Annotated in this window: 14 protein-coding genes; all 14 read right to left on the reverse strand. The window is 42.1% G+C overall.

Going from position 1 to position 13,761, the window contains the following annotated elements; all coding sequences use genetic code 11:
• Positions 1-25: 25 nt before the first annotated feature.
• Positions 26-172 (reverse strand): hypothetical protein, encoded by a 147-nt coding sequence (locus tag AB1S55_RS16010; protein WP_370979186.1) that lies wholly within the window; start codon positions 170-172, stop codon positions 26-28.
• A gap of 325 nt (positions 173-497) precedes the next feature.
• Complete coding sequence (locus tag AB1S55_RS16015) at positions 498-1,037, reverse strand: D-glycero-alpha-D-manno-heptose-1,7-bisphosphate 7-phosphatase (RefSeq protein ID WP_370979187.1); 540 nt, start codon at positions 1,035-1,037, stop codon at positions 498-500.
• A 9-nt stretch (positions 1,038-1,046) separates the two neighbouring features.
• Complete coding sequence (locus AB1S55_RS16020) at positions 1,047-1,736, reverse strand: sugar phosphate nucleotidyltransferase (protein WP_370979188.1); 690 nt, start codon at positions 1,734-1,736, stop codon at positions 1,047-1,049.
• Positions 1,729-2,313 (reverse strand): SIS domain-containing protein, encoded by a 585-nt coding sequence (locus AB1S55_RS16025; protein WP_370979189.1) that lies wholly within the window; start codon positions 2,311-2,313, stop codon positions 1,729-1,731. Before AB1S55_RS16025 ends, AB1S55_RS16020 begins: the two co-directional genes overlap by 8 nt.
• Complete coding sequence (locus AB1S55_RS16030) at positions 2,301-3,329, reverse strand: hypothetical protein (protein ID WP_370979190.1); 1,029 nt, start codon at positions 3,327-3,329, stop codon at positions 2,301-2,303. The genes AB1S55_RS16025 and AB1S55_RS16030 overlap by 13 nt, the downstream gene beginning before the upstream one ends.
• Before the next feature lie 18 nt (positions 3,330-3,347).
• Positions 3,348-4,373, reverse strand: a complete 1,026-nt coding sequence (locus tag AB1S55_RS16035) for a GDP-mannose 4,6-dehydratase (RefSeq protein WP_370979191.1) — start codon at positions 4,371-4,373, stop codon at positions 3,348-3,350.
• Positions 4,370-5,230 (reverse strand): NAD-dependent epimerase/dehydratase family protein, encoded by an 861-nt coding sequence (locus AB1S55_RS16040; protein WP_370979192.1) that lies wholly within the window; start codon positions 5,228-5,230, stop codon positions 4,370-4,372. The genes AB1S55_RS16035 and AB1S55_RS16040 overlap by 4 nt, the downstream gene beginning before the upstream one ends.
• Positions 5,231-5,239: 9 nt before the next feature.
• Positions 5,240-5,971, reverse strand: coding sequence for a WecB/TagA/CpsF family glycosyltransferase (locus tag AB1S55_RS16045; protein ID WP_370979193.1), 732 nt, complete (start codon positions 5,969-5,971; stop codon positions 5,240-5,242).
• The gene (locus tag AB1S55_RS16050) at positions 5,972-7,045 is read right to left on the reverse strand and encodes a hypothetical protein (protein WP_370979194.1); all 1,074 of its coding nucleotides are present in this window, start codon (positions 7,043-7,045) and stop codon (positions 5,972-5,974) included.
• A gap of 210 nt (positions 7,046-7,255) precedes the next feature.
• A complete protein-coding gene (locus AB1S55_RS16055) occupies positions 7,256-8,383 on the reverse strand; it encodes a hypothetical protein (protein WP_370979195.1) in 1,128 nt (375 codons plus the stop codon).
• Entirely contained in the window at positions 8,383-10,488 is a 2,106-nt protein-coding gene (locus AB1S55_RS16060; protein ID WP_370979196.1) for a glycosyltransferase, read from the reverse strand. The genes AB1S55_RS16055 and AB1S55_RS16060 overlap by 1 nt, the downstream gene beginning before the upstream one ends.
• 14 nt (positions 10,489-10,502) lie before the next feature.
• The gene (locus AB1S55_RS16065) at positions 10,503-11,357 is read right to left on the reverse strand and encodes an NAD-dependent epimerase/dehydratase family protein (RefSeq protein ID WP_370979197.1); all 855 of its coding nucleotides are present in this window, start codon (positions 11,355-11,357) and stop codon (positions 10,503-10,505) included.
• 2 nt (positions 11,358-11,359) lie between these two features.
• Complete coding sequence (gene rfbH, locus AB1S55_RS16070; protein WP_370979198.1) at positions 11,360-12,673, reverse strand: lipopolysaccharide biosynthesis protein RfbH; 1,314 nt, start codon at positions 12,671-12,673, stop codon at positions 11,360-11,362.
• A gap of 9 nt (positions 12,674-12,682) precedes the next feature.
• Positions 12,683-13,759, reverse strand: coding sequence for a CDP-glucose 4,6-dehydratase (gene rfbG / locus AB1S55_RS16075; protein ID WP_370979199.1), 1,077 nt, complete (start codon positions 13,757-13,759; stop codon positions 12,683-12,685).
• Positions 13,760-13,761: the final 2 nt, after the last annotated feature.

The following is a 13,761-nucleotide window of genomic DNA, read 5'->3' on the forward strand; positions in this document are numbered from 1 at the left end:
AAGAAAATTCTACGTTTGAGCTGTGCTAGTTTAGGGGAGAGTTACAGCCGTATTTCAGATTGAAGTATTTGGGGTTGAGTTCGTGCTCTTTGCAAAATGCAGTTTGATTTAGGCCGCTGACCTCAAACTCTTTGAATAGTGCCTGCCAATCGTAGCGAGATTTTTTGGGCATGATGGGCTCCTTGTTAAAAACTTGAAGCCTAAATGTATTGCTAATGGTTGCCTAGGGTGGGGTTGGATTGACGCTTACAGAGTTACCATTTGTGTTGGCTTTATCGCGCTTGTCGTCGCCGAGGTGATCATCCAGGGCTATCTCGATGGTAACCTTCATAAGCATCTGCAGAAAACGGCCATGTCACTTCCTAGCTTAATGGATTTAGCTGCTTTGGGTGAGAAGGCTTCTAGTTCTTGCTTGTTCATTGCTGCCTATCCTTAGCTGTTATGGCTAGTATGATAGGCAGTTACACAGTTTTCCTAAAGTCTCGCTCTACATGGTTTTATCTACATAACTCAGACACTTCTATCAAGTCATTACACACTCGTATTTCTTGGGCTAGATTATGTGGAAGATCATGACCGGTTTCAACCAAGAAACAATTCTCAATACCAGCTCTAAGCCCTGCTTCGATATCACTCAGCTTATCTCCGACCATTATAGATTCAGCCTTATTAACGTTCCATTCATTAACAATATCATCAATCATTCCGGGCTTTGGTTTCCTACAATCACACTCATAGCTATATTTCTCTACCACCCCTTCAGGGTGATGCGGACAATGAGCAACTGTTAATATTGGAACACCATGTGCCTCAAGTTTTTTTAAATAAAACTCTGTTAATTTACGGTAGTCTTCTTCAGTATAATATCCTCTTGCGATCCCAGCTTGATTTGTCACTATAGCAATCTGATAACCAAGGGCCACAAATGCCTTTATTCCAATAAGAGCATTTCTAGCAAATCGAAAGTCCTCTGTTCGATATAAATAATTAACCTCTTCATTCACGACACCGTCGCGATCAAGAAACAGCACTTTCACACTCAACCTCTATGAAAACTTATTATTTGCTTTGTAATAATCTTCAGGCACACCGATATCGATGAAATAACCTTTAGATTTATAACAGTAGATCTTTGTATCACAACTCTCTAAAACATCTTTCTCAAAAGAAAATGATTCCCCCTTTCCCCAACCAGAAATCAACATCTTCGAAACATAATATAAGCCACTATTTATAAATGCTGGACCACGTAATGATTTTTCTCCCATACTAATTACTCGATCCCCCTCCCCCAGAGTAAGCGAACCATATCGAGAAGCGTCATCGACATAAACTCCAACCAAACTTAACGAAGGTAAATGACTAACTCCATAGTTCAAAAACTCAAATAAATTTACATCACTATAGGTATCGCCATTTACAACCAAAAAAGAGTCTCCACTTAAATAATCTGAAGCAAGCCGAATTGCCCCGCCAGTCCCTAATGGTTGTTTTTCAACAGACACTATGATTTCCGCCCCCAAGTATTGATAATCCTCAAGAAAACCCATGAAATCTTCTGCACGATAACCTGCAGCAAGGACAATCCTATTAAAACCGGCACCCGACAACTGAGAAAGAATATAATGTAAAAAAGGAGTACCCCCTACCGCCACCAGAGGTTTAGGAGTGTCCCCCGAAACGCTTTTTAGACGCGTTCCTTTACCGCCAACCAGAACTATTGCTTCTTTAATCATTACCAAAGATCTTTTCTTCCACTATAGCGCATATGATATGACCTACACATATATGACACTCTTGAATATGAGGAGTGACTTTTGAAGGAATAGAGATTGAATAATCACACATTTCAGCCAATCTACCTCCCTCTCCACAAAGAGCCACACTTGTAACTCCCAATTCTTTACACGTCTTTACAGCCTCGAGAATATTCTTAGAGTTTCCTGAAGTACTAATCCCAATAAATACATCACCCTCATTTCCTTGAGCCTGAACTTGACGAGAAAAGAGTTTGTCAAAGCCATAATCATTGCCAATTGCTGTCAACATAGACGTATCTGTGCTCAACGCTATTGAAGGTAACCCAGGACGATCAAAGTAAAATCGACTTACAAACTCTGCAGCGATATGCTGTGCATCAGCTGCACTACCCCCATTTCCGGCAATTAGTACACGCCCACCATTTTTATACACATCTACAATTAAGTCGCTGACCGCGGAAACAACTGAAATTAGCGACCCATCGCTTTTCAGTCTGCTCTTTACCGACATACTGTTTTCAAGATAGTTATCAATAAAACTTAAATTGTCCATGAGGTACACCCTTCACTTGTAAATTGAACACGATGTACTTGCCCCTGACTTTTGAGTAATTCAGCCTCAATCGCTGGTTTGTCTTCAGGGTTGCAGAAAATCATCATAAAACCTCCTCCGCCAGCACCTGACACTTTTAAAGACAGCGCTCCGACACGAAATACATCTTGCTCAACTTTATCTATAGTACTGTTTGAAATTGACTTAGAGGTTCTCTTTTTCGCCTCCCAAGACAGTTTAAATGCATTGATAAGCTCAGTTATCTCACCTTTCAGTAAATGCTCCTTAATTTTGATCGCTGACGCCTTAACCGCATGCATTGCATCTAATGACGCCCCCTCTTTACTCGAAATTGATTTCATTTGATCCGAAATAATATTTGCAGAATCCCGGGAGGCTCCGGTAAAAAACAAAACTAAAGATTCTTCAATCTCACTCATAATATAACGACGGATACGTAATGGGTTTACGATTACACGACTCCCCTCACAAAACTCCATAAAATTAACTCCCCCAAAAGTTGCAGCATATTGATCTTGCTTTCCGCCGGATAAAGAGCAATCAACCCTCTCAATATCGAATGCTAACTGAGCTATATCGTACTCGCCAAGGGGGAGGGAAAAGGCCGTTTTAAAGGCCTCTAGCATCGCAACAACCATGGTTGACGAGGATCCAAGCCCGCTACCAGGAGGGGCATCACAGTAGGTCACAACCCGAATTGGAATCGAGCGCCCCCCTAAAAACTCGTTAACCACTCGAGTATAAACCGCTCGATGCAGTAGAAGACCTTGATCTAGCGGCATAGGAGCACTCAATGAAAAAGCTTCTTTCTCATTAATATCTTTAGCTTCAAACTCAACCCCCTCTAGATGCTCTCCACACTCAATTGTGCAATGAGCATACATATTTATTGTTGCATTGAGTACACAACCACCAAATGTATCACTATAAGGAGATACATCTGTACCACCACCCGCCAGGCCCAACCTCAGTGGTGCTCGAGAACGCACTTTCATTTAAATCCCCTAATATAGTTATCGATCAAGAGGAACCTTTCCCTCTCCGATAAAACTGCGCCAGTGATTCAGCAAGTCCTCAAACATTTTTCTTGTCGAAATTTCTGGCACCCAGTCGATAACTGATCGAATCTTGGAGTTATCAAACATTTGATAGTCTGCATCAATAGGACGCATTCGAGATTGATCTGATTCAACCTTAATATCATCTCTATTACTCATACTAAGAAGCAATTCAATTACTTTTGGTAATTCATACACCTCCTCTCCAGCTATATTAAATGCCTCACCGCATGGAACCTCCCCGGAGCGAGATTTCAATGACAAGAGATAGTATGCCCTTACAGCATCTCTCGCATCCTGATAGGTGCGCACGCTGGTCAAATTCCCTACTTTAATTACGGGATCCTGTAACCCCGCCTCAATTAAAGCAATTTGCTTCGCCACGGTGCTTTCAAAAAATACATCACTGCGCCGTGGGCCACTATGGCTGCCCATTCTTGTAACAAAGGTCTTTATTCCGTAGGCCTCCCCGTAGAATTGCCCCAAGTAATCAGTTCCAATCTTACTAATACTATAAGGGCTTGCCCCATGAAACTTCGTGTCTTCTGAAAGTGCTACACCAACGGGAGCTTTACCATAGACTTCACTTGAGGAACACACATGCACCACAGGCTCATAACCGTCCGTCCTATTTTGACGAACAGCCTCAAGGAGGTTTCCCGTACCAATTATATTTGTCTGCAGAGTTTCAATCGGGACATCAAACGAAGTCTTAGGAAAAGATTGAGCCCCCAAGTGGAAAATAAAATCAGGCCGAACATCACAGATCATCTTATTTAAGGACGCGAAGTCAGTTAAATCCGCATAATATAATGACATTCGATCCTGTTTATTAATCCGAGGAGTCAACTGATATAAATTATCTAATGGCTCCTGCCAGCGCATCATTCCAACAATATTATAATCTGTATTCTCAATTAAATAGTCCGCAAGAAGGGACCCAACCTGTCCTGTAACACCAGTTATCAAAGCCTTCGTCATGAGTACTCCAACATTATATTTTTACATGTATATTCAATTGATCTAGGCTTCCTGCCAAGTAAGCTAGAGAGGTGCCTAGATTCAACATTAATTATCTTCGGCCGAGAATCCCAAAACCCTTCGGGCAAGTCAACGCATCGATACTTTAGTCGTTCAGCAGATTGAGACGAGGAATCAATCAGCTGGGCTATTTCTTCCCGCTGCACATCGACCTCCCCACATAAGTTTAAAACTGGGTATTTATAAGCATCCCAGTCTTCTACTATACGTATAGTAGCTTCAACCACATCTTCAACATCGATCACTTTACGTGACAACGGATAAAATACTTCAGCCTCTTCACCTGATTTAATGCATGAGACAACATACTGAACAAACGAATCCAGAGAAGATATCACATAGGACAGACGGAGTATCTTAAACAAAGGGTTACCCGCAAACTGTCTTTCCACTTCCTCTTTCATTGCAGCATATTCTCCGAAGGGATTTGTTGTTGACTCTTCGTCAACAACACTCTCCGATTCACCATATACTACATCACTTGAGAAAAAGAGAACCTTAACTCCCCTCTCAAGGAAACGAGAGATTGCATATTTAGTACCAACAACATTTATTCGATATGCAAAGTCATATTCTCGTGAGCAGCGATCAGGGGAAGATATAGCTGCAGTAAAGATCACGGTATCCCCTACCCCAAACTCTGAATAGTCAAAGTCCCGAGGATTAGCCAATTCAAAACGATAATCAGCTCCGTCTTGTGTTGAAGTCGACAAAAAGTCATCTCTCATTCGAAGTAAGTGTTTCGCTACTACACCATTTCGCCCAACCACTAGAACCTTTGATAAATTTCTTTCCACTTTTTCTCCCTACAAACGATTAAACACGATCATTGGAATGAGTTTTAATAATTTATAGTATCTACGAATCCTTGAAGGCTGAAGAATTAGACGGTAAATCCCCTCTAGACCAAGTTTCGTCAAAATACCCGGGGCCCTTTTATACTTTCCAGCCACCATATCTATGGCGCCGCCGAAGAATAATACATATCTAACACCGCATTCCTCTAAGAGGCCACCGTTCTCTAGCGACCAATATTCTTGTTTAGGAACACCAAAAGCGGTAATTATTACATGAGGCCGAATCTGCCTAACTTTTTCCTCAATCGCTCCACTAAACTCAAGAGAAAAAGGATACTTACTAAACGGGGGGGAATAACCAAAAATTGATTCATTACCACCAACATGTTCCCTAAGCTTTTTTACGGCTGAATTATTAGTATCAATCGCCCCACCAAGCAGTAACAATTTTTTACCGTCACTATGACATTGCTCTGCGACGGAGTAGATCAAGTCACTTCCCGAATTTTTCGCGATATTCAGCTTCCCATATTTCCTATTGAGGGCAAACATAATCCACTGACCATCAACTGAAATTTTCGCTCCCTTTCCACTTACCGCCTGACAAAAACGTTCATCTTTATATGAAGTAAGTAATATCTCGGCATTTAATGTTGTTAATGTTGTTAGATCAGTATTATCCCAGCATAATTCGAAATGCTCTAGCTGGTTAACAGTTAAAGGCCCTAATAAATAATTCATCTAACACCTCCGTAAATAATTGCCTATATATAGCCCGGGTAAAAAAGCAGTAACAATTGCGATCTGACTAATTTCTACAGCGCATATACCAACACTTTCCACAAGAACATGAATTAGCAACAAGAAAAAAAATAGCACCATCCTATATTCAGAACCTGTGCTACGCGCCAATATCCGCAAAAAAATACGAATCATCAGTATTGCCACTAAGGCCATTATTACGGTCCCAAGTATTCCGACCTCGGCAAGGACATGAGGAATATAAAAATCTCCAGTATAAGTAGATGCACCTTCAATGAACCCCCAGTTGTTTGACACACCTAACGCTATATAATATTCGCTGTAAAATATACTAGAGGCATACCCGCCCCACGTCGCCAGCCCAGCTCCCAAAATTAGATTCCAGCTGGATTCAAGCAGTATAGCCACGGCCCCTAAAGCCAACATAAACCTTGAATTATTAAGAGTCAATGAATCGCCGCTATACTCGGCCCCCATACGAACAAATAGATCCTTAAACAAAAAACTCAAACCTGATAAAAATACAAGTGCAATTACAAATATTACAGCACGTCCACTCCACGATTCCACAAAACTAGCAAGAAGCTTTCTCTGGTAAATTGCCGAGCAAAGCAACAGCGCAAAAAAAGATTTTTTCACGTAAGTCAAATACAAAAACACCGTAAAAAAGGGAAGAGCTATAAGCTTTGCCGAAGCATTGCCACAAACTAGTACAAACATAATACAAACCACCGCCAACCAACTTGTCCTGCCTGCATTAGTAAAAGGTCCCATCAGCCGAAAACGCCCATCAATAGACTGGGGAGTAACCAATTCATGCCAAATCCCTGGAAAAGCCAGATTCACCAAGCAAGCTATCAACATTACCCAGCATAGAAAGGTAAAATAGATTCTCATTAATGGCTCAGGGCACATAAGCTGTTTAACTAGCCCGCCAAGAGCTATTCCCGCTAAAAACAACAAAAAAAACTTAAAGAAATATAAGAAACCAACTGCTGTAGCCACTACCCCCTGATTTCCAGCGAAGGCACTACGAATTAGAGCGAGAGACATTACCAATCCTAAGCATAGGATAAACGGCCTCACCCCTACTCTCTCGACAGCATCTAGAGCCCAAACATGTTTAACTCCCAAGATTGCGACCAAACTGAGACCGCTTACAACAACATGATCAAATAAGGTTAAAGCAGATGCCAAGGGACCGACACTGATAAAATCATTGAAAAGTACTAGTGTCACAATCGTTAGTAGAAATAAACGCAATTACTCCACCCTCTGACATTTACTGCGCACGGCATAAAGCGCTCTCAAACTTAGAGCACACTCACAACTGATCACTATGAGCAATGCCAAGAAAGCAGAGATAAGTGGTGGCGTGTGCCAATAAGAAACCAAAACGTAAAAAAAGGTAAAAACAAGTGAAGGAGGGATCAAGTATTGCCAACCGATCTGAGCACTTGCAGCCACCTCTTTACGAATATATGAAGCGAAGACCATGAAAACAGAAAGAATCAAAACAATTGCGAGAACCAAGTTGAAATGACCATTTAGATTTAAGTTATAGAATTCCTGAGCAAAGCTCTCTCCCCCAAATATCAAGGACGATAAAAGCACAACTAAAGAAAGCAAGGTAGCCCCCCCCAGAGAAAAGAAAACTACCACATTCTTAGACTTGCCCCCCTCACGAATTGCGGTCAGAAAAATTGGCATCACCCCACTAGTAACACCAACCAGTACCACTTCCGCCAATCGAAGAAACAACTCAAATTGAACTACATAACCAACATCAATGCACGCGAGCATAGTCCTTATAACAACATAATAACTACCGACACAAAAGAGAAATGCACTATACCTAACAAACCCACTTAACTTCAGCTTTACACCTACCGCAGGGCGAAAGAAATAAGGCAATGAAAATAGTGTCTTCGTAGCCTCCCCTAGAGCAAAGCTTAAAAAAACAAGCTCGATCCCCAACCCGAGGTATATCGCCATCAATCCAAATAGGTTTTTCAACCCTGTCAAATAGCTAAGCTGAATATATTTCCTATCAACTATCATGCCGTAATCTGAAACTAGATTTAGCAACATGAAGGCTCCTAGTAAATAAAACGGCCTTCCATCTAAAAAAAACACCGACAAAAGCAAACAAACAAGAGCTAAGGAAGTAACGCTTTTAACAGGCATTTGAGACGATGTAGTAACGCAATAATGAGCTAAAGGCGTAAATACTGCCCCCTGGAAAAAAACAACATACCCCCAAACAAGAAGCATACTGCCAAGACGCTGTTCATCCTGAAAGGCATGCGCCAAATAGAAGACAAAAGCTAAGCCTAAAGACTTCACCCCAATAGCGACGGCACTGTTTCGAAGAAGTAAGCTAACAATCATTAATCTGCAAGCAGCTTTTCAAATCTACTCTCTACACCAGCATTAAAGTCAACGATCGTACCCATTGCATATTTAGACATTCGCTCTAAGAAATCATCTTGCATTGAAATCTCACGAGCAATCACCTTTAGCGTCTCAGCCAATTGCTCTTCTGAGCCAAATACAAACCCATTACGCGCCTCACTAACCAAGTCTTTTACCGCCATCGCCTTATCAGAGCCTACAACGGGAACGCCATTGTAAAAGGCCTCGTTAACAACATACCCCCAGCTATCACGCGACGTGGTAAAAAGAAGAAAGTCGGCCCATTCAAATAGCTCGGATTTTTGACTAGGATTGACATAGCCCTTAAAACAAATACGCTCATTCCCCGCCCCCAACCTCATTAACGACTGAACATACTCTTCCCCCCCCACCCCAGCAATACACAACTCAAATTCATCATTCGAATTCACACATCGAATTGCTTGCTCCACCTGTTTTCGAGGCGAAAGATAGCTTATGACCAAGAGCCGAACAGGACCTTCTTTCCTTCCTGATTTACTTTTTGCATCACCATAGACTTCAGCCAAAGGAAAATACTGAGAACTTGATTCACAAGCAACACCATAGCTCCTTGCTAACTCATCACTAGAACGACAGTATCCAATTGCTTTTGTAGAACCACTCAAAATCGCTCGAAGTCCAACATAGACGTAGAGCCTCGCCAGTAAAGTCGTTACCCAACTTGACGTATTGACTTGATACCCATCCCAAAGACTAACCCAAGATAACCGAGTTACACCTTTCATCCGCGCCGCGATCGACACCACAGCACAGCTGAAAAAGTTTGGCGGATCAGTAAACACTAATAGCTTTCGATAACCACCTAGCATACCAATCAACTTAGTTGATACTAGGGCTTGATTTAACAGCCAATTCTGCTCAACACCGAGTTGCAAGTATGGGTAGCGAATATCATCTTTGACTTTATCCCACAATCTTTCACTTGGGGAGGGATTTAAATAAGCAACATCAAAATCGATCTTTTTAAACAACTTATTAAATAACGCGACCCGATATGGAGCAGGATAATTTTGAACAATTAGTATTCGCTCAGAAGGCCGAACCGCACAAAACAGCCTCACTATTTTTTTTTTCAATCTAAATAAAAATAGAGCCACTAAGCATGCTAGATAAGGGATATATTGAACAAAATGGTACGCCGAAAAAGCATCTGAAGTAGAAAAAAAATCCTGAACGGCTTTCCGCCCACAGCAAGCTTTTGCTTTCACGAACATCAACCAAGATCGCTCCCGAAGTAAGAGGCGTTGCAAGGAGTCAAGGATCTCGGCAGACGCTCCTTGATCTCTCCAGCAATTAATAAACTCTAGGTCGATCGCAATCCTCTTCAAATATCCCTTAGAAAGAAATGAGTCATTATCACAAGTCGCATACACTAAAGCACTATTCACATATACGAACCTTTCACGTAAAACCAGCCAAGCCACTACCTCCACATGGGCATAAGGAGAGCTGTAGTTGATTGATTCAATTGATTCCAAAGCCTTTCTGAGCGCCTCCCCCCTATAAACGACAGAGGAAATAAAGGCTCCTAATGCGCCAAGCACATGCGACCTATCAATATATTTCAACAGATCCTGCTCTCCTGACATAACAGCACTTTCGCTTGAAAATTGATCTATCGATACGACCTCACCCTCTAACGATATAGAAACCCGATCAAAAAAAGCTAGCGTTATATCTTTATCTTCAAATGCTCGGCTTAAATTATCAAAAAAGTCCTCATGCAAGTAATCGTCATCGCCAAGTAATAACACATAGTCGCCACAAGCCATTCTCAACGCGCTAATAAAGTTCCTAGCGGCGCCAACATCCTCACCATGTGTAAAGTAATGTAACTCAAACAAAGGAAATTCAGCCCAACGTGAAACTAAACTTTCAACATCATTAGAGGTAGAGTTATCACTTATACACACCTCTATTGAAAAGCCTGACTCTTCGGCTCGACGTGAAATAGTTGATATAGTCCTTAAGTTTTCTTCGAGTTCTGAAACCCTATCACGAGTAGGAATACAAATAGATATTAACTTGCTCTCAATCATAAACCACTCACCACTCAAGCTTCTAAAACGTTACAAATAAAAGACTCCAAGTTAACAGTCGGCCTCCAACCAGGGAGTATCGGATACATATATACAGGCTCGAAAACTTCAACACTTCTATAGCTTTTTGCACCAAGTTGAACATTCGGAAGTAGACCACTACAACTTTCAACCAAAGAGATTAAGTCTTTAACAGAGTACTCATTTCCAGAAGACAATCGGTAACGGCTAACCCCTCCGCTTTCACTATCCAAAACAGCCTGAATTGCTAACTCAACCCCCGAAATAACATCTTTTACGTGCACTAAATTCAGCATTTGCTCTCCAGGAGACAATTCTAACAGCCTCCCACTTTTAGCAGATTCAAGTATTAGGTTAATTAGCTTTCCTCTGTGATCATCCTCTGAATAAACCCCATATAAGACTAGCTCTATAGAATTGATAGCGTATCTAGACGCGTAGTACTCCAAAAGACCACTAAAGGCCAACTTACTTGCAGAATAAAGATCGATCGCCCCCTGCATACTAGTTCCGCAACCATGCTGCCAATAACTACCAATACAGATAAAATTTCTATTCGGGGTATCAAGCTTTGATATAGCCTTGAGCATCCGAGCTGGGAGTACAGTGTTACAACCCAGCGTTTCTTGAACGTCGTCTTCACTATAGCTAGCAGCTAAATGTAAACTGAAATCAGGATTAAATTTTTGAATATCCCGCTCTAAGTCATCCGAGAGGTTGATACTCTCACAAGGGAAGTTAAACACCGTTTTTTCATGACAAATAACAGCGAGCTGATTTGAAACACTCAAAGATCGACACAGCCGCTGCCCCAAGAAGCCAGAGGCCCCGCTAATTAGAATTTTCAAGATTAAAAGCTCAAACCGAAGAACTCTTCAAATTTCGCAGCCACATACTGTAATTGCTCCTGCTGCAGGCCAGGGTAAATACCAATCCAGAATGTTTGATTCATTACTCGATCAGTATTGGTCAACTCACCACTTACTCGGTAGTTAACCCCTTCAAAATAAGGCTGACGTGTCAGGTTCCCTGCAAACAGAAGGCGAGTCCCAATTTTAGCTCCATCAAGGAATTTCAGGAGGTCAACACGATTAACACCTGAGCTTTCTTTCAAGGTGATAGGAAAACCAAACCATGAAGGATCTGAGTTGAGGGTCGCCTCGGGTAGCTCTAAAAACTCACTGCATGTTTGTAACAGTCCTTTTAGGATCTTAAAGTTGTCTTTACGCTTCTGAACCAGTGTTTCGACGCGATCCATCTGAGCCAAACCACAGGCCGCTTGCATATCTGAAATCTTCATGTTGTAACCAACATGAGAGTAAGTGTACTTATGATCATAACCCTGCGGCAGTGAGCCTAACTGCTGATCAAAACGCTTGCCACAAGTGTCGTCACAACCCGGCGCGCAATAACAATCACGCCCCCAATCGCGGAAAGATTCAACGAGAGTATTTAACTCCTTAGAATTGGTAAATACTGCCCCCCCCTCACCCATCGTAATGTGGTGAGCAGGATAAAAACTCACTGTAGCAATATCACCAAAAGTACCAACTTTTTGACCGTTGTAAGTAGAGCCTAGGGCGTCGCAACAATCTTCAATTAACCAAAGCTTATATTTATCCGCAATACGACGCACTTCGGTTAAATCAAAAGGGTTACCTAAGGTATGTGCAATCATGATCACACGAGTTTTATCACTGATCGCAGCTTCAATAAGAGCCGGATCAATGTTGTAGGTTGGAATATCTACATCAACAAAAACCGGCACAAGACCGTACTGAATAGCCGGATTGACAGTCGTCGGGAAACCGGCAGCAACGGTAATCATTTCATCACCTGTTTTTAACTGGCGATCACCGAGCTTTGGTGAGGTCAACGCTGCTATTGCAAGAAGATTGGCAGCGGACCCCGAAACAGTTGTTAGCAAGTACTCTACACCAAAATAATCAGCCAAGCGCTTTTGAAACTCATCATTAAAACGCCCCGTGGTTAGCCACGCATCTAAAGATGCTTCAACCATCAATTGACGCTCTTTACAACCAACGACTTTACCTGAAGGCGGAACTGGTGATTCTCCACCAACAAATAATTTAGGAGCATCTTCCAGCTCAGAATATTTGGCTACCAGATCAGCGATCTGATTCCTGATTTCATCTTTGTTCATCGTTTTCTCTTAATATGCAGATGCAATATATTGCTTAATTTCTTCTAGTGTGTAGGCCTTCATATCTTCTTTAGCCAACCACGCCTTATGCCACGCGACGATTCGCTCGAGCGTTTCGTCTAAATTCCATCGAGGCTGCCATTCCATTCGCATTTTTGCCTTGGAGCAGTCCAATTTTAAGTATCCTGCTTCATGAGGATGATTGTCACCATCGAGTTGCCAATTCGCCCCCTCTCCCCAAAGACTCGTCAAGCGATCGACAATCCAGTTAACAGGCTTGGCATCAGTGTCATTTGGACCAAAATTCCAACCTTCCGCAAAACAAGGGCCCTGCTCGAACAAAAGCTGCGCGGTCAATAAGTAACCAGACAAAGGCTCCAAAACATGCTGCCAAGGGCGTATTGAATGAGGGCTGCGGATATGCACACTTTTGCCCGCTTCAAACGAGCTCAGGATATCCGGAATAAGGCGGTCATCAGCCCAATCTCCACCACCAATAACGTTGCCAGCACGTACCGATGCCAAAGCACAACCGTGGTCTTTATACTTATTCTTATTGAAGAACGAGTTTCTGTATGAGTCCGCTACTAACTCCGCACAACCTTTACTATTACTATAAGGGTCATAGCCACCTTTCGGCTCATCTTCACGATAGCCCCAAGGCCACTCCTTGTTTTCGTAACACTTATCGCTCGTTACATTAATAACAGCTTTCACGCCCCCTACCTTACGAATAGCTTCGAGAACATGAACCGTCCCCATTACATTCGTATGATAGGTCTCAATGGGCTGAGAATATGAAAGGCGCACCAATGGCTGGGCCGCCATATGAATTACGATTGCTGGACTAAAACTCTCTACGGAGCTTAAAACAGCTTCGAAATCTCGAATATCACAAATCTCTGACTCTATGTTTTCAGCTATCTTTAGCTCTTCAAACATACTGGGACTACTGGGAGGCTCCAGAGCCAGCCCTTTAACCTTTGCCCCCATACTATCGAGCCACAGCGCAAGCCAACTACCTTTAAACCCTGTGTGTCCGGTTAGGAGTACTTTCTTGCCACTCCAAAAATTCGGATCAATCATAT

It is taken from the genome of Agaribacterium sp. ZY112 (assembly GCF_041346925.1).
Taxonomy (GTDB): domain Bacteria; phylum Pseudomonadota; class Gammaproteobacteria; order Pseudomonadales; family Cellvibrionaceae; genus Agaribacterium.